Source organism: Microlunatus flavus, assembly GCF_900110855.1.
GTDB classification, from domain to species: domain Bacteria; phylum Actinomycetota; class Actinomycetes; order Propionibacteriales; family Propionibacteriaceae; genus Microlunatus; species Microlunatus flavus.
In genome coordinates, this window is record NZ_FOFA01000001.1 from 442,226 (window position 1) to 461,330 (window position 19,105).

At 74.5% G+C, this 19,105-nt stretch carries 20 protein-coding genes; 12 read left to right on the top strand and 8 right to left on the bottom strand.

The window, feature by feature from the left end; all coding sequences use genetic code 11:
- The 11 genes from BMY04_RS02170 (at nt 1) to BMY04_RS02220 (ending at nt 9,835) form a co-directional block, all read left to right on the top strand.
- Nucleotides 1-897, top strand: coding sequence for a hypothetical protein (locus tag BMY04_RS02170; protein ID WP_232506042.1), 897 nt, complete (start codon nt 1-3; stop codon nt 895-897).
- Complete coding sequence (gene cpaB / locus BMY04_RS02175; protein ID WP_091177464.1) at nt 894-1,616, top strand: Flp pilus assembly protein CpaB; 723 nt, start codon at nt 894-896, stop codon at nt 1,614-1,616. Before BMY04_RS02170 ends, cpaB begins: the two co-directional genes overlap by 4 nt.
- Nucleotides 1,613-3,214 (top strand): CpaE/TadZ family protein, encoded by a 1,602-nt coding sequence (locus tag BMY04_RS02180; RefSeq protein ID WP_091177465.1) that lies wholly within the window; start codon nt 1,613-1,615, stop codon nt 3,212-3,214. Before cpaB ends, BMY04_RS02180 begins: the two co-directional genes overlap by 4 nt.
- Nucleotides 3,211-3,576 carry a TadE/TadG family type IV pilus assembly protein gene (locus BMY04_RS02185; RefSeq protein ID WP_139209709.1) on the top strand — a complete coding sequence of 122 codons (366 nt, stop codon included), beginning with the start codon at nt 3,211-3,213 and terminating at the stop codon, nt 3,574-3,576. The genes BMY04_RS02180 and BMY04_RS02185 overlap by 4 nt, the downstream gene beginning before the upstream one ends.
- On the top strand, nt 3,573-4,883 hold the full coding sequence (locus tag BMY04_RS02190; RefSeq protein WP_232506043.1) for a TadA family conjugal transfer-associated ATPase: 1,311 nt from the start codon (nt 3,573-3,575) through the stop codon (nt 4,881-4,883). The genes BMY04_RS02185 and BMY04_RS02190 overlap by 4 nt, the downstream gene beginning before the upstream one ends.
- Nucleotides 4,880-5,803, top strand: coding sequence for a type II secretion system F family protein (locus tag BMY04_RS02195; RefSeq protein WP_139209710.1), 924 nt, complete (start codon nt 4,880-4,882; stop codon nt 5,801-5,803). Before BMY04_RS02190 ends, BMY04_RS02195 begins: the two co-directional genes overlap by 4 nt.
- Entirely contained in the window at nt 5,803-6,717 is a 915-nt protein-coding gene (locus BMY04_RS02200) for a type II secretion system F family protein (protein WP_091177467.1), read from the top strand. The genes BMY04_RS02195 and BMY04_RS02200 overlap by 1 nt, the downstream gene beginning before the upstream one ends.
- Nucleotides 6,714-7,970 (top strand): sensor histidine kinase, encoded by a 1,257-nt coding sequence (locus BMY04_RS02205; RefSeq protein ID WP_091177468.1) that lies wholly within the window; start codon nt 6,714-6,716, stop codon nt 7,968-7,970. The genes BMY04_RS02200 and BMY04_RS02205 overlap by 4 nt, the downstream gene beginning before the upstream one ends.
- On the top strand, nt 7,967-8,617 hold the full coding sequence (locus tag BMY04_RS02210; protein ID WP_232506044.1) for a response regulator: 651 nt from the start codon (nt 7,967-7,969) through the stop codon (nt 8,615-8,617). Before BMY04_RS02205 ends, BMY04_RS02210 begins: the two co-directional genes overlap by 4 nt.
- A 198-nt stretch (nt 8,618-8,815) precedes the next feature.
- Nucleotides 8,816-9,040 carry a hypothetical protein gene (locus BMY04_RS02215; RefSeq protein ID WP_091177470.1) on the top strand — a complete coding sequence of 75 codons (225 nt, stop codon included), beginning with the start codon at nt 8,816-8,818 and terminating at the stop codon, nt 9,038-9,040.
- A 117-nt stretch (nt 9,041-9,157) separates the two neighbouring features.
- A complete protein-coding gene (locus BMY04_RS02220) occupies nt 9,158-9,835 on the top strand; it encodes a hypothetical protein (protein WP_091177471.1) in 678 nt (225 codons plus the stop codon).
- Here BMY04_RS02220 and BMY04_RS02225 read toward each other — a convergent pair.
- From BMY04_RS02225 to BMY04_RS02245, 5 genes are all read right to left on the bottom strand, one after another.
- Nucleotides 9,825-10,268: a hypothetical protein gene (locus BMY04_RS02225; protein WP_139209711.1), complete on the bottom strand. Its 444-nt coding sequence runs from the start codon at nt 10,266-10,268 to the stop codon at nt 9,825-9,827. The genes BMY04_RS02220 and BMY04_RS02225 overlap by 11 nt on opposite strands.
- Entirely contained in the window at nt 10,265-10,807 is a 543-nt protein-coding gene (locus BMY04_RS02230) for a hypothetical protein (RefSeq protein ID WP_139209712.1), read from the bottom strand. Before BMY04_RS02230 ends, BMY04_RS02225 begins: the two co-directional genes overlap by 4 nt.
- Nucleotides 10,804-12,102, bottom strand: coding sequence for a hypothetical protein (locus BMY04_RS02235; protein ID WP_139209713.1), 1,299 nt, complete (start codon nt 12,100-12,102; stop codon nt 10,804-10,806). The genes BMY04_RS02230 and BMY04_RS02235 overlap by 4 nt, the downstream gene beginning before the upstream one ends.
- Before the next feature lie 112 nt (nt 12,103-12,214).
- A complete protein-coding gene (locus BMY04_RS02240; RefSeq protein WP_091177475.1) occupies nt 12,215-13,318 on the bottom strand; it encodes an NADH:flavin oxidoreductase/NADH oxidase in 1,104 nt (367 codons plus the stop codon).
- A gap of 55 nt (nt 13,319-13,373) precedes the next feature.
- The gene (locus BMY04_RS02245) at nt 13,374-14,111 is read right to left on the bottom strand and encodes a dienelactone hydrolase family protein (protein ID WP_232506045.1); all 738 of its coding nucleotides are present in this window, start codon (nt 14,109-14,111) and stop codon (nt 13,374-13,376) included.
- 180 nt (nt 14,112-14,291) lie between these two features.
- On the opposite strand from BMY04_RS02245, the gene BMY04_RS02250 reads away from it, so the two are divergent.
- Entirely contained in the window at nt 14,292-14,942 is a 651-nt protein-coding gene (locus BMY04_RS02250) for an SDR family oxidoreductase (RefSeq protein WP_091177477.1), read from the top strand.
- A 16-nt stretch (nt 14,943-14,958) separates the two neighbouring features.
- On the opposite strand, the gene BMY04_RS02255 is transcribed toward BMY04_RS02250, so the two are convergent.
- From BMY04_RS02255 to BMY04_RS02265, 3 genes are all read right to left on the bottom strand, one after another.
- Nucleotides 14,959-16,575 carry a DHA2 family efflux MFS transporter permease subunit gene (locus BMY04_RS02255; RefSeq protein WP_091177478.1) on the bottom strand — a complete coding sequence of 539 codons (1,617 nt, stop codon included), beginning with the start codon at nt 16,573-16,575 and terminating at the stop codon, nt 14,959-14,961.
- 19 nt (nt 16,576-16,594) lie between these two features.
- Nucleotides 16,595-17,374: an HlyD family secretion protein gene (locus BMY04_RS02260; protein ID WP_232506046.1), complete on the bottom strand. Its 780-nt coding sequence runs from the start codon at nt 17,372-17,374 to the stop codon at nt 16,595-16,597.
- 99 nt (nt 17,375-17,473) lie between these two features.
- Nucleotides 17,474-19,096, bottom strand: coding sequence for an HlyD family efflux transporter periplasmic adaptor subunit (locus BMY04_RS02265; RefSeq protein WP_170853950.1), 1,623 nt, complete (start codon nt 19,094-19,096; stop codon nt 17,474-17,476).
- Nucleotides 19,097-19,105: the final 9 nt, after the last annotated feature.

Consider the following 19,105-nt stretch of genomic DNA (forward strand, 5'->3'; position numbering starts at 1 on the left):
GTGATCGTCACAGTTCTTGGTGCGTCGCACCTGGGTGAGCTGCCCGGGTTGCCCGCCGGCGACGACACCGCCCTGCTGCGGGTGGTCGGCCAGGGCCCCGTGCCCGGCCACGTCCTGGTCCTCACGCCGACGCACGGGCTGGTCGCCGCCCGCGAGCAGGCGCACGTCCTCGTCGCGGCCCACCCGCAGGTCAAGGTGTGCGTGCTGCCGCTGCCGCACCACGCGCTGACCCTCACCCTCATCGCGTACGAGCTGCTGAGCGGGCCGGGGACCGACGGCGACCCGACCGCGCTGCTGCTGCAGGTGCGCCGTTCCGCGGAGGCGTCGCGCAGCGTGCTCTGGTACCCCCGGCTGCGCGGCCTGGACGAGCCCCAGCCGACCCTGCGGCAGGGCCTGACGGACCTGGTGCGCCGCAACGGATGGTTCCGCGAGCTGGGCGGCGACGCCGCGGACGCGGTCGTCACCTCCGGCCGCACCGGCTCCCCCTTCGACGCGACCGACACCGTGCACCACCTGGCCGGCGCGCCGGCCCTGATGACCGAGCAGCTCGGCGCCGCCCGCTCGATCGAGGTCCCGGTGGAGGTCGAGCGGGCGCCGTACTGGGCGCGCTCGACCACCGAGCTCACGGTCCTGCGCGTCGCCCCGCGCCCGACGGAGGCGCTGCGACCCTGCCGCGACTGCGGGGCCGGGATGCTCGACGGGCAGTGCCCCTTCTGCGGGCAGGGGCCGGTGCCGCCCCCCGAGGTCCGGCCACCGGCCGGCTACCTCGCGTCCGCCGCGCCCGCGCGGGCGACGGAGCCCGCGGCCGACGAACGACCCTTCGCCCACGCCACCGCCGGCGCTGCCGGTCCCGCAGGCGCCGACGGCGCCGACCTAGTCCCAGGTGAGCCCTCATGAACCCACGTCAGCGACGAGGCGTCCTGCTGATGGTCCTGTCCGCGCTCGCGGCCGTCCTCGTGTTCGTCGGGGTGTCGAGCTACGTCGCCTCCGTCAACAGCAAGGTCGGCCCGATGGTCACCGTCTACCAGGTGACCAAGGACCTCCCGGCCTTCACCACGCTCTCGGCCGACAACACCGAGCCCGTGCAGGTCCCGCAGCGCTGGGCCGCGGACAACACGGTGCTCAAGAGCGCCGACATCGACGGCCGGGTCGTCTCGACGCCCATGACCTCGGGCGCCACCATCAGCCTGGACGTCCTGGTGCCGCCGAACAACCTCAGCCCCGACGAGCGCGAGGTCGCGGTGAACGTCGACGCCGTGACCGGGCTCGCCGGCCGGATCCGTCCCGGGGACCAGGTGGACGTGTACGCGGTGTTCACCGACGTGCCCGGGCTGACCAAGCAGTCCCGCATCCTCGTCGAGAACGTCCGGGTCGTCTCCGTCGCCGGGCAGCTGCAGGTGCAGACGCCGGACGCGAAGTCGCTGCAGAACGTCATCCCGGTCACCCTCGCCGTCTCGCCGGAGTCGGCCCTCGAGCTCACCTACGCCGCGCAGATGGCCGCGGAGGTCCGCCTCATCGGCCTCCCGCCGGGCGTCGCGCAGGACCGCAGCAAGGAGCAGCGGACCTTCGACGCCCGCCAGCTCGGTGGCAAGGCCGTCGCGGAGCGTGCCCGGTGAACCGCGCCGTGATCGCCGTGGCCGACCAGGTCATCGTGCAGGAGCTCCGTTCGCGGCTGGACCAGAGCGAGGTGGCCGTCGAGGTCGCCTTCGTGGCCGAGTCCACCCAGGAGATGACGGCCGCGGTGCTGAGCCACCGCCCGGCGCTGCTCTTCGTCCACGACCAGCTCGGCCCGGGGCCGGTCATGCAGCTGGTGCGCGACCTGACCCTGCGCAACCCGGCGCTGGCCGTGGCCATCGTGTCGACCCGCTCGGAGACCGACGCGTACGCCGACGCCCTCGAGGCCGGTGCCCGCGGGGTGCTCGTCCAGCCCTTCGGCCTGGAGGACCTCGACCGGCTGCTCGCCACCATGACGCAGTGGAACGCGACCGTCCGCGAGGTGCTGTCGCGCAAGTCCGACGACGGCGAGCAGCAGCAGCGGGGTGGCCGCGTCGTCGCCATCGCCGGGGCCAAGGGCGGCGTCGGGACCACGGTGATGGCCTCGCACCTCGCCTGGGACGCCGCGACCAGCGACCGCCGGATGCGGGTGTGCCTCGTCGACCTCGACGTCGAGAACGGGGACGTGCCGAGCTACATCGACGTCAGCCACCGGGTCTCCATCGCCGACCTGGCCAAGATCAGCGAGGACATCACCTCGCGCGCGGTCAACGACACCGTCGTGGTCCACTCCAGCGGGCTGCACCTGCTGCTCGCGCCCAACGAGATCCGCGACACCGAGTTCGTCACCCCGCAGGCCGTCCGCCGCATCGTCGCCGAGCTGCGGAACCTCTACCACCTCGTCGTGCTCGACGTCGGTTCCGCTGTCACGACGACGCAGGCGGCCGCGGTCGAGTCGGCCGACGTCACGCTGCAGGTCGTCACCGCCGACGTGCCCGCGCTGCGCTCCGCCCGGCGCCAGGTCCTGGCCTGGGAGTCGTTGGGCGTGGCCGGCGCGGAGTCGGTGCACGCGGTCGTCAACCGGTTCCAGCGCCGCAGCGAGATCCAGCAGGACACCATCGACGCGCTGCTGCTGGCGCAGCGCTCCCAGGTCCTCGTGCCCGACCTCGAGCGAGGCCTGGAGCGGGCGGGCAACAGCCGGACCCCGTCCGAGGTCCGCAACCAGACCTGGTGGAAGAGCCTGCGGGCCATCGGCCAGGAGCTCGAGGTCGGGCGACGCTTCGCCGAGGAGCTGCGCTCGGCCCAGAACGCGGAGGCGGCCGACGCGGTGAGCCCGCGCGGCGACGCGGCGGGTGCGGGCCGGCGCGGCCGACGCTCCGCCCGGGTCCGGGAGGCGGGCCAGGCGACCATCGAGACGGTGGCGATGCTGCCCTTCGCGCTCCTGGTGCTCCTCCTCTGCGGCCAGCTGCTGCTGCTCGGGATCTCGACCGCGGTCGCCGGCGCGGCCGCGCAGGAGGCGGCTCGCGCCGTGTCCCTCGGCCAGGACCCCGCCGCAGCGGCCCGCTCCGTCATCCCCGACGGGATGCAGCGCTCGACCACGATCACCTCGACCGCGACGAGCGTCCGCGTCGTCGTCCGGACCCCCCTCCAGATCGCGCCGGGCGTGGAGCGCGAGCTCCCGGTGGGCGTGGACCACACGGTCGTGAAGGAGCCCCGGTGACCAGTGAGGCAGGAGCGACGGTGGCGCGTACGCCGGCCGAGCCGGGGCGCGAGCGCGGCCAGGCGACGCTGGAGATGGTGGCGCTGACCGCCATGCTGCTCGGGGTCGTCGTGCTCGTGCTGCAGCTCGTCGTGTTCGTCTACACGGCCCACGGCGCCGCGCAGGCCGCCCGCGAGGGCGCCCGCGCCTACTCGCTCGGGGACGACTACGGCGCGGCGGCCCGGGCGGCCGCTCCCGGCGGCGTGTCCGTGGTCGAGGTCTCGACCTTCGGGCCCGACCACGGGGTCAAGGTGGTCGTGCAGGCACCGACCGGGTTCCTCATCGGTGACGGGCGCGTCTCGAGAAGGGTGGTCATGCCGTGAGGCGCGGCTTCAGCGACGGCTTCCTGCCCGCCACCACCCGTGCCACCTCCTCGGTCGAGGCCGACGACAGCCAGGTCCGCCGGTTCAAGCAGATCCTGCTCGAGGAGGTCGACCTCCAGGAGCTCTCGCGGCTCTCGAACGACGAGCGCCGGGCCCGCCTCGAGCGGGTGCTGGCCCACCTCATCTCCCGCGAGGGCGTGATCCTCTCCAGCCGGGAGCGTTCGGCCCTGGTGCGCCGCGTCGTCGACGAGGCGGTCGGGCTCGGCGTGCTCGAGCCGCTGCTGGCCGACGACACGATCTCCGAGATCATGATCAACGGCCACGAGACCGTGTACGTCGAGCGCTTCGGCCGGGTCGAGCGGATCCCCTCCGGCTTCACCTCGGAGGCGCAGCTGCTGCAGACCATCGACCGGATCGTCTCGGCGGTCAACCGCCGCGTCGACGAGGCCAGCCCGATGGTGGACGCCCGCCTCCCCGCGGACGCGCGGCTGCCGCGTGGCGCCCGCGTCAACGTGGTCCTCCCCCCGCTCGCCGTCGACGGCCCGTCGGTCACCATCCGGCTGTTCCCCAAGGCGTACGGGCTGCCCGAGCTGCTGCAGCGCGGCACGCTCGACGCCCCGACCGCCGACCTGCTGTCCACCTGCGTCCGGGCCCGGCTCAACATCATCGTCAGCGGGGGCACGGCGTCCGGCAAGACGACGATGCTCAACGCCCTCTCGCAGTTCGTCCCGGCGCGCGAGCGCATCGTCACCGTCGAGGACGCCGCCGAGCTGTCGCTCAACCAGGACCACGTGATCCGGCTGGAGACCCGTCCGGCGAACGTCGACGGGCGCGGCATGGTCACGATCCGCGACCTGGTGCGCAACTCGCTGCGCATGCGACCCGACCGCATCATCGTCGGCGAGGTCCGTGGCGGCGAGGCGCTGGACATGCTCCAGGCCATGAACACCGGCCACGAGGGGTCCCTCGCCACCGTGCACGCGAACAACGTCTACGACGCGCTGTCGCGCCTCGAGACGCTCGCCAGCATGAGCGACGTCGACATCCCCTTCGCCGCCGTGCGCGACCAGGTGAACTCGGCGATCGACCTCGTCGTCCAGCTGAACCGGCACTCCGACGGCACCCGGCGCATCGTCGAGCTCGGCTTCCTCGACTCGGCCCGGCGCGAGGACTACCACGTGCAGACGCTCGCCGAGTTCGACCAGACGGGTCACACCTTCCGCCGGCACCCGCTGCCGGCCCGGCTGGCCGGGATCCTCCTGGCGCGCGGCGAGCAGGTGCCGGACGGCTGGGAGGCGGCCGCGTGATCTGGATCTTCGCGGGCCTGCTGGCCTTCGTCACGCTCGCCCTCGGGGCGGCGTACCAGTTTGGGGCGGACGCCCGCTCCCGGCGGCTCGTCTACGTCGGCACGCTCGCCGGCACCTCGAAGGAGGAGACGCCGCGCGGCCGGTTCGCCGCAGCCAACCTGTCCTTCAGCCGCACCCGGCTCGGGCGCTCGCTGACGCAGAGCCTCGACTCCGCCGGCATCACGCAGCCGCCCCTGGCGGTGCTCCTCGTCGTGGTCGCCGTGAGCATCGTGGTCCCCTACGCGCTGGGCCGGGTGCTGGCGCCCGCCTTCGGCGTGCTCGGGGTGATCAGCGGCATCGTCCTGCTGCGGCTGTGGACGGGCTGGGCCCGCGCGCGCCGCAAGGAGCGCTTCATCCAGCAGATCCCCGAGCTGGCGCGGGTGCTCGCCAACGCCACGAACGCCGGCCTGAGCATCACGACGGCGTGGGTGGTGGCCGAGGCCGAGATGGAGGAGCCGGCCAAGACCGAGGTCAAGCGGCTGAACGCGGCCGTGCGGTTCGGCGCCTCCCTCGAGGACGCGATGCTCGCGCTGAACGACCGCCTGCCCTCCCGCGAGGTCCGGGTCCTGATGTCGACCCTGGTCGTCAGTGCCCGGGCGGGTGGTTCGCTGATCAAGGCGCTGCGCGACATCTCGCGGACGCTCGACGACCGCAAGGAGGTGCGCCGCGAGGTGCGCACGATCCTCGCGCAGGCCCGCAGCACGGCGTGGATCGTCAGCGTCATGGGCATCGGGATCCTGCTGGTGCTGAACGTCGTGCAGCCGGGGCTGGTCGACAAGATGACCCATCGGCTCATCGGCCAGGCGGCCCTGGTCTTCGCCCTCGCCCTCTACGTCATCGGGCACGTGGTCGTGCACCGGCTGACGGCGGTGGAGCGCTGATGACGAGCTTCTCGACGTGGTGGCCGGCGGTGGGCGCGACGGCCGCGCTGGTGATGTTCCTGCTCGGCTACCGCATGATGCGCGGCAAGCCCAGCGAGTACCTCGACGCCGCCGACCTCGTGCTGCTCAAGGAGGAGCGCCGGCGGGAGGCGTCCGGGCGGTTGACGGCGCTCGAGCGGCTGGCCGGGCGCTTCGTGCCGGCGCTGCGGCGGCGGATCGGTCCGACCGCGGTGCGCTACCTCCAGCGCCAGATCGACCACGCGGGCCGCCCGGTGGGGGTCACGGTCGACGGCCTGCTGCGCCGCATCTGCTGGTGGCTGCTGATCCTGGTCCCGGTGCTGGTGCTCTTCGTCGTCCGGGGGGTCTGGCTGGCCATCCCCCTGCTGCCCGTCTGCGCCGTCCTGCTGCCGCTGGCCCGCATCACCGGGACCGCGCGTCGCCGTCGGGAGAGCATCGACCGCGACCTCCCCGACTTCCTCGACATCCTGGCCGTGACGGTGACCGCCGGCATCACGTTCCGTGCGGCGATGGTCCGGGTCACCGACCGCTTCGGCGGTCCCCTCCAGGAGGAGGTGCGGCTGACGCTGGACCAGCTCGCCCACGGCGCGAGCGTCCGCGTCGCGTTCACGAACTTCGACACCCGCTCGGGCTCGAGCGCCGTGCACAGCTTCGTCTCGGCGTTCCTCCAGGCCGAGGAGCTCGGCGCGCCGCTGGCCGAGACGCTCAACCAGATCGCGCTCGACATGCGCCGGGACAACGCCCAGCGCGTCCGGCGCAAGGCGCAGCAGACGGCGCCGCGGGTGACGCTCGCGACCTCCTTCATCTTCGTGCCCGCGACCCTCGTGCTGATGTTCGTCGGCTTCTACGTCGCCTCCGGGCTCGACCTCGGCGCGATGCTGAAGTCGTTCGGATGACCACCCTCGAGCTCGCGCCCGGGCCGAAGGACCTGCGCCGGTGGCAGCTCCGCCCGGCGACCGGACCGGCCCAGCTGCCGCTCTCCGACCCTGGCTACGTCCTGCTGCTGCGCGCGGTCGCCGGGGCCCGGCTGGCCGGCCTGGTGCTCGCCGCCCCGGCGGTGCTCGTCTCGCCGGCGACGAGCCCGGTGACCGCCGTCAGCCTGGTGCTGCTCGGCCTGGTCAGTCTCGCCCTGAGCCGGAGCCCGCGCCTCATCCGCTGGCTCATCGCCCACCCGCTGCTCGCCCTGCTCGACACCCTGTGCAGCATCGTGCTGCTGGTGGGCCTGCCGGTGGGGCAGCCCGCTACGCTCACCGTCGTCTGCACCGCCCTGCTCGCCGGACTGGTCTACCCGGCGCCGATCCTGCTCGTCGTCCTCGGTCCCCTCCTCGTGGCCTGCCTCGGCGCGCCGAGCGGCCGCATGGGAGACGCCCTGCACACCTGGCAGGGCGTGCTCGCGATGCTCTCCGGCCTGCCGGTGCTGGTCGTCGGCGTCAGCGTCGTGGGGTCGGTCGTGCGCCGCAGCACCCTCGCCCTCGTCCGTGCCCGCCACGAGGTGGCCGAGGCGGTCGCCGCGGTCGGCGCGGCCGACGAACGAGCCCGGCTCGCGCGCGACATGCACGACTCGGTGGGCAAGTCGATCCACGGCATCTCGCTGGCGGCCAAGGCGCTGCGCCGGGTGGTGGAACGCGACCCCGCCACCGCCCGGGTGCTGGCCGGCTCGCTCGCCGCGGCCGCCGACCAGGCCGCCCGCGAGGCACGGACGCTGCTCCTGACGCTCCGCGAGGGCCAGACCGACCGGCCCGCGGTCGACGTCGTCACCGAGGCGCTGTCCGAGTGGCAGGAGAGCACCGGGATCACGGCCCGCCTGGACGACGTGGAGGTCGTGGACGCCGACCCCCGGGTCACCGCCGAGCTCGCGACCGCCCTCGGCGAGATCCTCCACAACGTCGAGAAGCACGCGCAGGCCAGCGAGGTCGCCGTCGGGCTCACCGCCCGCGGACCGCTCATCGTGCTGCGCGTCTCCGACGACGGCCGCGGGGTCGACCCCGCCCAGCTCAGGGCCCGCGAGCGCGCGGGCCACTTCGGTCTCCGCGGCCTCCGCGAGCGCGCAGAGGCGCTCGGCGGCACCGCGGAGATCGTCCCGGCACCCGCACCCAGGAGAGGAACCACGGTCACATGGACCGCTCGGCGACAGCCACTCGAGGCGTGACCGACGACGACGCGCGCGAGACCAGGCCGCGCGTCCGGGTCGCCCTCGCCGACGACAACGCCGTCGTCCGCATGGGCGTGCGCAGCCTGCTCATGACCGCCCCGGACATCGAGGTCGTCGGCGAGGCCAGCAACGGCCTCGAGGCCGTCGCCCTGGTGCGGCGCGAGCGGCCCGACGTGGTGCTGCTCGACGTGCGCATGCCGAAGCAGGACGGGGTCAACGCCGCGACCGAGATCGCCGACCTCACCGCCGTGGTGATGCTCACCTACTCCGAGTCGCCCGAGGTGATCTCGGCGGCGGTCCGGGCGGGTGCGCGCGGCTACCTGGTGCACGGGCACTTCGACGAGGACGAGCTGCTGCAGGCCGTACGGCTCGCCGCCGGTGGCCTGGGCACCTTCAGCGCCCTCGCCGTCCGCGCCCTGTCCAACCCGGCCCCTGGCCGGGCCGCGCTCGCCCAGCGCCACGGCCTGTCCGAGCGGGAGGCCGACATCATGGAGCTCGTCGCCCGCGGCGCGGCCAACCGCGAGATCGCGGCCGAGCTCTTCATCGCCGAGAAGACGGTCAAGAACCACATCAACCGCCTCTTCGCCAAGCTCGGCGTCACCAGCCGCGGCCAGGCCGTCGCGCTCTGGTTGTCGGTCCGCTGACGCCCGTGGCCGTGCCGTCCGCGCCCTCGATCCGGCCCGTGATTTGGGCCTGCGGTTGGGCCCCTGGACCCATGCTCGGTGAACCGCCCCGACCGTAGTTTGGTGCTCGTCGGAAGGCCACGGAAGCGCGCTGGGGCTCATCGACACCAGACCTCGACCCGATCGGGTCCACCTCTCGTCACCCCAAGGAGCACTCCCATGATGGACAAGCTGATGATCTCGTTCTTCCTCCTGCAGAACACGGTCACCGACAAGATCCGCACCCGCCGCGAGGCCGGCCAGGGCACCCTCGAGTACGTCGCCGCCATCGCCCTGGCGCTGATCGTCATCGTCGCCCTGATCACCGCCTTCACCTCCGCCGGCACCGCCCTGGCGCAGAAGGTCCAGGCCGTCGTCGAGAAGGTCACGAGCATCGGCGGCTGACCTGGGCGATCCGTCCAGCAGCAGCACGACGACGTCGGGCGGGGGGCAGCAGCCCTCCGCCCGACGCGTACGTCCAGCCCTCCTCCACCGCAGGTCCCGCCCAGGAAGGTCCGTCCGATGACCGCAGGCCCCAGCCGACGTCCGCGCCGACGTCCGCGCCGCGAGGACGGGCTGACCGTCGTGGGCGCCCTGCTGATCTTCGGCCTGATCGCCCTGGCCGGGGGCATCGTCCTCACCGGCCAGCTCGCGGTCGCGACCTCCGAGGGCGCCGGGGCGCAGCACGGCGCCGACGCCGCGGCCCTGGCCGGGGCCCGCGGGGTGCTCGACGGGGTCCCGGCCGACGTGGCGCCGGGGTTCCTCCTGCCGAGCGACATCCCCGTCCTGCTCGGCGGGGGACGGTGCCTGCAGAAGGGCATCGTCGACGCCACGCGCCTGGCGCAGGAGAACGGCGACACGCTCGACTCCTACTGCTACGACGCCTTCCGCGACGAGGTGAGGGTCGAGGTGACGACCAGGGACAACGCTGCGCGCGCCGCGGCCACGGCGGCCACCACGTTCGACGCGGGCTCCTGCAGCCTGCCGACCGACTTCAGCACCGACGGTCCCGACCCCGCGGACCCGGGCGAGGGCGACGACGGCGACGAGCCCGGCGACACCCCTCCGCCGGCCCCGCAGCGCACGGTCCTCGACTGCGGCCTGAAGTTCCCGGTCGTGTTCACCCCGGCCGACAACCGGTTCCACTTCGTGGGGCTCGAGGCGATCCTGGCCGACGTCGACCCGCGGCTCACCAGGTGATGCGGCTCTTCCGGGCCTGACGCCGCTCCCGCAGCGCGCCGAGGCTGAGGTCGGGAAGCACCGGCCCCAGGGCGCCGCCGACGGCCGCGCCGACGAACCACGGGGCGGCGGCGAGCAGACCGGCGGTGGACCCCGCAGCGCTCCAGACCAGGGCGCCGGTGGCGACCCCCACGACCAGGGGCACCCCCAGCGCGGCCGCCCAGGTCCGCGCGGCGCTCCGGCGGCCGGCCGGGAGGCCGACCACGCCGACCACGGCGGACAGCAGGGCCAGCACCCCGGCGGCGACCCCCATCCGCGTCAGCGAGGTCGTGGTGCTCGTCGAGGTGACGGCGAACAGGCCCGCGCCCCCGAGCAGCAGCGCCACCGCTGACGCCGCCCAGGGCAGCACCGTCGCCCGGACCCGGCCGCGGCCGTCGGGCGCGTCCGCGCTCACGAGGCCCACCGCGCCGAGTCCAGCACCGTGGCGAGGTCCCCCGCCGTGAGGGTGTCGTCGCCGAGCACGGCGAGCACGGCGGCGGGCCGATCCTCGCGGGTGGCCACCAGCAGGGTGCCGCGGAGGGTGCGCGGAGCGGACCCGTACGTGAGGTCGAGGCGGAGCTGCTCCCCGCCGCCGGGCATCGAACGGCTGCGGCGCGAGCCCACGACGAGGCCGGGGAGGTGCCCGTCCAGGCCGTCGGCGAGCATCAGGCCGACCACCTCGCCGCCGTCGGTGCTGTCGAGGTCGGCCCGCGCGAGCACCACCATGAACCCGGCGGCGCCGGCGGGCGTCCCCCGCACCCCGCGCCACTGCCACGTGCCGCCGCCCAGCTCCGCGCCGGCCGCTGCCGGGCGCAGGTCGTCGGGGACGTCGAACTGCAGGCCGCCCACGGTCACGGCGGCGGCCAGGGCGGGTTCGGCCGAGCCGGCGAGCGCCAGCCCCGCTGCGGAGACGAGCCCGAGCGCGAGGAACCCGCGCCGCGTGGTGCGCGTCATGTGCGGCACGGAGGGTCGGAGACCGCCACGCGCCCGGCACCGGTGGGCGTGGGGGCGACGCCCACGACCTCCACCAGGCGGATGCCGTCCCACTCCTGGCGGCGTCCCTCGACCAGCTCCGTCGTGACGCGGTCCTGCAGGGCGGCCGGGTCCACGAAGGCGTACCGCAGGACGGTCACCGTCGCCGCGCGGCTCAGGAACGACGCGAGCTGGTCGTCGGCGGAGGGCGTCGCGAGCCCGAGGAGCTCGTCGAGCGGAACCGTCGCGGCAGAAGGACCCGCCAGCCAGGTGCCCACGAGCTCACGCTCGGCCGGCGTGCGGACCGGCACCCGGACGTACGCGACGGCCGGGCCGGGCAGCGACGTCCGGGGCTCGCCGGGGACGACCTGGCCCTGCGTGACCACCGCCAGCAGCACCTCGAGGACGTTGCCGGAGGGGTCGCGCTCGACCCGCAGGGTGCCGGTCGCCGGCCGGCCGCCGATCGTCCCGCCGAGCGTGGCGACGAGCGTCGACGTGCGCGAGACCCGGTTGAACACGAGCCGCGCGGGCACGTCCGGGCGCACGGTCAGCACGCCGCCGGACCGGACGGGCCCCCGGGGGCGGGTGGGCGTGGTCGTCGTCCGCGGCGGGACCGGGTCGGTGCGCGCCGGGACCTGGGGCAGCAGCTGCTCGCGCAGGTCGACGGTGCTGGTCAGGAGGGTCGGTGGGGGGACGGTCCGCTCGTCGCGGTCGAGCCCTCCGGCGAGCAGGGCGAGCGCGGAGCGGTTCTGGGCAACCTCGTGCTCGCCGTCCTGGACCGCCCCGACGAGCTCGTCGAGGCCCTGTCCGCGGGGCAGGTACCACTCCGCCTGCGCGGGCACGTCCACCCCGGGCACGATCGGGCGCCGGGGCCGCGTCGCGCCGTCGAGCAGCGTGGGCGGCGCCGGCTGGGGTGCGTCGCCGAGCTGCACGACGACGTCCCCGGAACGGGCGGTGCTGATGACGACCGGCAGCCCGCGCGCGGTCGACAGCTGCCGGACCCGCACCTCGGGCAGCGCGGCGTCGAGGGTCGCGAGCGTCGGGCAGCGCGCGGGCGCGAGGCTGGTGTCGCTGAGGTCGAGACCGGGGGCCCCGCAGGTCCCGAGCCCGAGCGTCACGACGCGGCAGCCCGCGTACGACACGGCCCGCTGGCTGTGGCCCGGCAGCACGCTCATCAGCCCCGACAGGCCGACGAGCACGAGGACGCCCGCCACGACCCGGTCGGTGGCCTTGCGTCGGAACGTGGCCCGCTCGACGGCGCGGCGCCTGTTCGCCACGGCGCCACCCACCCTTCGATCGACCGGCCAAGGCCTGCGTCAGTCTAGGCAGGCAGGAGGTCGAGCGGGCCGTTCCGCGAGAGCCTCCGGTCCGTGATCATCAGCCCGGGCGTCAGCCCGCCAGCAGGTCGCTCGTCCAGTGCGCGCGGGCGTACTGGGCGGGGTAGGACGCCTCGTGCCAGTCGACGCCGAGCTCGGCGGCGGCGCGCTGCGGCCAGGCCGGCTCGCGCAGGGCCGCGCGGGCCAGCAGGACCACGTCGGCGTCGCCGGACTCGAGCACGCGCTCGGCCTGCTCCGGGGAGGTGATGAGGCCGACGGCGCCGGACGGCAGGCCTGCGCCCTCGCGGACCGCGCGGGCGAAGGGCACCTGGTAGCCGGGGCCGACCGGGATGTCGGCGTGCACCGCGCCGCCGGACGAGACGTCGACGAGGTCGGCGCCGTGCTCACGGAGCACGGTGGAGACGGCGACGGTCTGCTCGGGGTCCCAGCCGCCCTCGGTCCAGTCGGTCGCGGAGAGGCGCACGAGGACCGGCATGGTCTCGGGGACGTTGGCCCGGACGGCGTCGACGATCTCGACGACGAGGCGCGTACGCCCCTCGAAGTCGCCGCCGTAGCCGTCGGTGCGGTGGTTGGTCAGCGGGCTGAGGAACTGGTGGACCAGGTAGCCGTGGGCGCCGTGCACCTCGACGGTGTCGAAACCGGCCTCGACGGAGCGGCGGGCGGCCACGCCGAAGGCCTCGACGACGCCCTGGATGTCCTCGACCGTCATCTCGCGCGGGGCGTCGTAGCCCGGGAAGGCCTCGGCAGAGGGCGCCAGGGGCTCCCAGCCGCCGTCGCGCTCGGGCACGGTCCCGTTCTGGGGCTCGCCGGCGAAGCCGCGGTACGTCGACGCCTTGCGGCCGGCGTGCGCCAGCTGGACGCCGATCGCCGCGCCCTGCGCGTGCGCGAAGTCGACGATGCGGGCCCAGGCGTCGCGCTGCTCGTCGTTCCACAGGCCGGTGTCCTGCGGGCTGATCCGCCCCTCCGGCACGACCGCGGTCGCCTCGGTCAGCAGCAGGCCGAACCCGCCCTGCGCACGCGACCCCAGGTTGACCAGGTGCCAGTCCGTCGGCACGCCGTCCTGGCGCTCGACGGAGTACTGGCACATCGGCGCCAGCCAGATGCGGTTGCGGACGGTCAGGCCGCGCAGGGTCAGGGGTTCGAAGAGCTTGGTCACGGAGTGATCAACCCGAACGGGCCGCAGGGCCTTCCGCACGGCCGGGTCGGGTGCGTCACAGGAGGCGGTCGCGCAGGAACTCGAGGACCCGGTCCACCGCGACCTGCTGGCGGTGCGCGGTGAGCGTGGAGTGCTTCCGGCCCCGCAGCTCGACCCGGACGAAGGCGTCGCCGATCTCGGAGGTCAGGGTCTCGAACCGCGTGCCCACGGCCGGGTCGTCGGCGTACCGGACACCGAGGACCTGGCAGCCCGCTGCCGCTCGTCGCCTGACGACGTCGAGGTCGGCGGGCGAGAGGTTCAGGTCGGCGGCGCGGGCGCGCCCGATGGCGAAGGGCAGCGAGGGCTGCGCGAGCACGGGAGCGGCGACCGCGTCGTCCACCATCATCGCCAGGGCGAAGCCGCCGGTGAAGCACATGCCGAGCGCGCCGACGCCGGGCCCGCCGAGCTCGGCGTGCAGCGACCGGGCGAGCGAGCGGAGCCAGGTCGCGACGGGCGAGGTCTCGCCGACGCGGAGCTTGTTGAACTCGCGGTTCACGCAGACCTTCGCGAGCGTCCGTACGGCGGCGCCCGCCCCGGACGGGCTGGGGACCTCCCCGAACAGGTGCGGCAGGACGACGGTGAAGCCGGCGCCGACGACCTCCTCGGCGAAGGCCACCACCTCGGACGTGATGCCCGGGATCTCGGCGACGACGACGACGCCGGGTCCGGTGCCCTTGCGGTAGGTCGGGTGCGTCGGCACCGGGGCGGTCGGTTCGGTGTGCTGACCCAGGGCCCAGCCGTCGAGGACGTCCACCCGCGGAGCGTAGGCGGTCGCCGGTTTCCCATGATCTCTTGGGGAACCGGCACACCTCGTGGCAGATTCTCCGAGGTGGGTGCAGGTCTCCCAAGAGATCATGGGAAACCGGCACGCGCACCGGCCTGCCCCGGCACACGACGCGCCTCGGGTCGGCGCGACCAGCGGAGGAGGACGAGCGTGCGGGTGGGCGTGATCGGCGGGGCCGGCGGCGTGGGGCGGCGGCTGACCGCCCTGCTCGCGGAGGCCGGGGACGAGGTGACGGTGCTGCACCGGCGGGCGGACCAGGCCGCGGTGGTCGAGCAGGCCGGCGGCCGGTCGGCGCTCTTCGACCTGGTCGAGGGCTCGGTCGAGGAGCTGGCCGGGCTGCTGCGGGGGCAGGACGCCGTCGTGTTCTCCGCCGGGGCGCACGGCACGGGCCGGGACCAGACGACGCTCATCGACGGGCGGGGGCTGGAGCACGCGGTCGACGCGGCGCGCGCGGCCGGCGTCCGGCGCTTCGTCGTCGTGTCGGTGTTCCCCGAGGCGGGCCGCGACGTCGAGACGAACGCCGGCTTCGAGCACTACGTGCGGGTCAAGAAGGCCGCCGACGTCTACCTGACCGGGAGCGACCTGGACTGGGTGGTCGTGCGCCCCGGCACCCTCACCGACGCCCCCGGCACCGGAACCGTGCGCGCGGGCTGGGCGGTCCCGTACGGCGACGTGCCCCGCGACGACGTGGCCCTGTTCCTCGCCGCCGTGGTGCGCGAGCAGCGCCTGCACCACGTCGTCGTCGAGCTCACCGGTGGCGGCACCCCGGTCGACGAGGCCGTCCGCGCCCTGCTCCCCTAGGCCGTGTCGGTCTGGCTCACTCCATCATCGCGGCGCCGCCGCCACCCGCGTGCGGGTTGGCGCCCGTGCGCAGCATCAGCGTGAGCAGCGCCGCGACCAGCGTGAGGAAGCCGGTCAGCAGGAAGACGTTCGAGTACGACTGGGCGAGCACGTCGAGCTGGGTGCGCTGGTAGACGGCCAGCACCTCCTGCTGCGGCATGCGGCCCGCGGGGACGAGCGCCGCCCGGGCGGCCATCAGCCCGCCCTGCTGGTTGGTCACCACCGCCGTCAGCCCGGCCAGGCCGAGGGCGGCGCTGACGCGCTGGGCGACGGTGTTGATCGCGCTGCCGCTGGTGGTCAGGTCGCCGGGCAGGGCCGAGAGCCCCCCGGTCATGATCGGCATCATGGCCAGGCCGGTGCCGGCGGCCCGGACGCACATCCAGAACACCAGCTCGCTACGGGTCATGTCGGGGTTGATGCCGGTCAGCAGGAAGGTGCCGGTGGCGGCGATCAGCAGGCCGAAGAACGCGAGGTAGCGCGGGCCGATCTTGTCGTACAGGCGGCCGGCGACGGGCATGAGCACGGCCATCACCAGCGCCTGCGGCAGCAGCAGGAACCCGGCCCGGAGCGCCGGGTAGCCGAGGCCCTCCTGCAGGAAGAGCGGGATGTAGAACAGCGTCGCGAACAGGCCGGTCATCATCACGCTCATCGCCAGCAGCGAGGTCGTGTAGAGCCGGTTGCGGAACACCCGCAGGTTCAGCAGCGGGTGCTCGACCTCGAGCTCGATGACGACGAACGCCGCGAGGCTGAGCACGCTGAGCGCGATCAGGCCGAGCACGCGGTAGCCGGTCCAGCCCCACGACGGGCCCTCGGAGAAGGCGAGCAGGAGCGAGACGAGCCCGGTCGCGATCGTGAGGAAGCCGGCGACGTCGAAGCGCCGGGTCGGCGCCTGGGCGAACTTCGGCAGCCAGATGACGGCGGCGATCAGCCCGAGGATCCCGACGGGCACGTTGATGTAGAAGACGAGGCGCCAGTTGACGTACTCGACGAGGTAGCCGCCGAGCGCCGGGCCGATGGCCGGGGCCACGATGATCCCGAGCCCGTACATGCCCATGGCCGCGCCGATCTTCGCCGGCGGGACGAGCCGGTAGACCATCGTCAGGCAGACGGCCGGCAGCAGGCCGCCGGGGACCGCCTGGACGACGCGGAACGCGATGAGGCTGTCGAGGTTCCAGGCCAGGCCGCACAGCGCGGACCCGGCGGAGAACGCGACCAGCGACCACATGTAGACCCGGCCGAGGCCGATCCGGTCGCCGAGCCAGGCGCTGGCCGGCACGACGACGCCGAGCACGAGGCTGTACGCGGTCGAGATCCAGGCGACGTCGGCGGTGCTGCCGCCGAAGTCGGTCTGGATGGCCGAGATCGCGACGTTGACGATGCTCGTGTCGAGGACCGACATGAACATGCCGACGATCAGGACGGCGAGCGGCACCACCCAGTGCTCGCGCCCGCCCGCGGGCGAGGAGGCCTCGGGCGCGGCCGGGGTGGCCGCCGGGGCCAGTGGGCGCGTCGGCGCCTCGGGAGCGGCGCGACGCGCGGCCGGCGCCTCGTCGAGGTCGACGGCCGTGCCCGGCGCCGCGGTGTCCGTGCTCATCTGCCCGCTCCCCTCCGGCTCACGGCCGGTGGATCTTGACCGTGACGTTCATGCCCGGCGCGAGCGCCAGGCCCTGCGTGTCGTCGAAGGTGATCCGCACCGGGATGACCTGCGTGACCTTCTGGAAGTTGCCCGAGGAGTTCGACTGCGGGAAGGCGGAGAAGACGCCGGCCGACCCCGTCTGGATCTCGGACACGTGCCCGGTGAGGTCGGCGTCGGGGAAGGCGTCGACGTCCAGCTTGACCGGCGCACCGACCCGCACCTCGTCGACGTCGGTCTCGTCGACCCGCGCCGTCACGAACACGCCCTGGGCGTCGTACGCGACCGCGAGCTGCGTGCCCTGCTGGACGAAGGTCCCGGGCACGCCGTTGTCGACCGCGACGGTTCCGTCGGCCGGGGCCCGCACGACCATCTGCGGCTGGACGTAGCCGCCCTGCATCTCGATGCGGCCGACCGCGCCGTACTGGTGCAGCTGCGCGCCGACCTGGCCGTGCCAGTCCAGCAGCGTCCCCGAGGTCGGGGCGTTGATGGAGATCTGGTTGCCGTCGACCTGCGCGTTGTCGGTGGTGACGTAGTTGGAGGTGTCGACGAGGTAGCGGATGCCGAAGGCGATCGCCACCAGCAGGGCCAGGCCCACGATCACGAACAGCCGGACCCGCGCCTTGCGCGACATGCCCTTCTTGGGCGCCGCCTCCGCGGGTCCCGCGTCCGCGGCGGGCTGCTCGCCCGGGGCGCCGGGCTCGGCGCCGGGCGCTCCCACCGGCTGGTCGGCCGGGGTGGTGGTCGCCGTGTCAGACATGCTCTCGTCCGTCCCGAGCGCGGGCGGTGCCGCGCTCATCGTGCTCGTGCAGAAGCGTAGGCGCCCTATGGGCGCCGCCGCGGTGGTTCAGGTGCGGGCTCACGGGTGGCTCGGGACCACGACGCGGTCGCCCTCGTTGAGCCCGGACAGCACCTCGGTGCGGTCGGTGCCGACGAGGCCGGCCTCGAAGCTGACCGTGCGCTGGTCGCCGCTCGGCTCGTACACGGTGACCGTGCTCGAGCCGCCCTGCTGGCGGACCGCGGTGTTGGGCACGGTGAGGACGCCGTCGTGCTCCTGCGTCAGCACGGTCACCCGGGCCGTCTGGCCGTCGCGCTCGCGCGGGTCGCGCTCGTCGAGCGCCACCGTGACGTAGTAGCTGACGACGCCCGCGATCGGGGTCGCCGTGGGGCTGACCGAGACCACGTGCCCGTGCGGGCGCAGGTCGGGCACGGCGTCCAGCGAGAGGTCCACCGCGTCGCCGGCCTTGACCTGCGCCGCGTCGGACTCCTCGAAGGGCAGCACGAGCTGGAGCTGGTCGAGCCCGGACAGGACGATGAGCTGGGTGCCGCCCGGCCGGGTCGGGCTCGCCGCTCCGGCCGCCGCACCGCCGGCGCCCGAGGCGCCCGGGATCGCGGCCTTGCTGCCCGGGGCGAGCGCGCTCGTCCCGGTGCTCGGGCTCGTGTACTCGCCCTTGGCGCCGTTCACGGCCGAGACGGTCCCGTCGCTCGGGGCCTTGAGGACGGTGTCGTCGACCGCCTTCTGCGCGGTCTCGACCTGGGCCTGGGCCGCGTCGACGCCGGCCTGCTGCTGGTCGAGCGTGTGCGGGCGGGCGGCGACGGCGGCGTTGTACGCGTTGCGCGCGGAGACCACGCCCTGCTCGGCGTTGGCGCTGGCCAGCCGGCCGGCGGACTCGTCGACGCGCTTGCGCTCCTCGGCCGTCGCGACGGCCGTGTCGTCGGCCGCGAGGCGCTGCTTGGCGGCGGTGACGCCCGCCTCGGCGGAGCCGACCGCACCGCACGCGCTGGCTGCGGCCTGAGCCGCAGACGAGGCGGCCGCGGCGGCCACGGTGGCGGCAGCAGGATTGGGCGGGATCAGCGCACCAGCCTTCTGCGCGGCCTTGGCGGCCTCCGTCGCTGTGGACTGCGCCGAGTCGCACGCGTCGTTCGCGTCGTCGACGGCGTCCTCGGCGTCCTCCTTGGCGTCGTGGTCGACCGAACGCTGCTTCCTGGCGCGGCTGATCGCGGTGGAGTCGGCGGACGCGGTGGCGTCGGCCTGCCGGTTCGTCCGGTCGGCGACCGTGCGCGCCTGGGCCAGCGAGGCGGCGGCGCTCTGCACGGCCGGGTTGGCGTCCGCGCCGGCCAGGCCGGCGGCCTGGGCGTCGGCGTTCGCCTCGGCCTGCTCGAGCGCGTGCCGTGCGGCCTTGTCGTCGATCGTGGCGAGGACGTCGCCCTTCGAGACCTTCTGGCCGACCTCGACCTTGACCGAGGTGAGCTTGCCGCCCTGCGCGAAGCCGAGCTGCTCGCTCGTCTTCGCGGCGAGCGCGCCGCTGGCGGACACGCCGGTCGAGACGTCCGCGCGGGTGACGGTGTCGAAGGCGGGCGCGGCGGGCTGGCCGCCCGAGCACGAGGTGAGGGTCGCGGTGAGCGCGACAGCCGCCGCGACGGCGGCGGCGGGACGGAGGGCCCGGATGGACGGGCGCAGGGAGGTGGGGTCGAGGTGCACGACACTCCT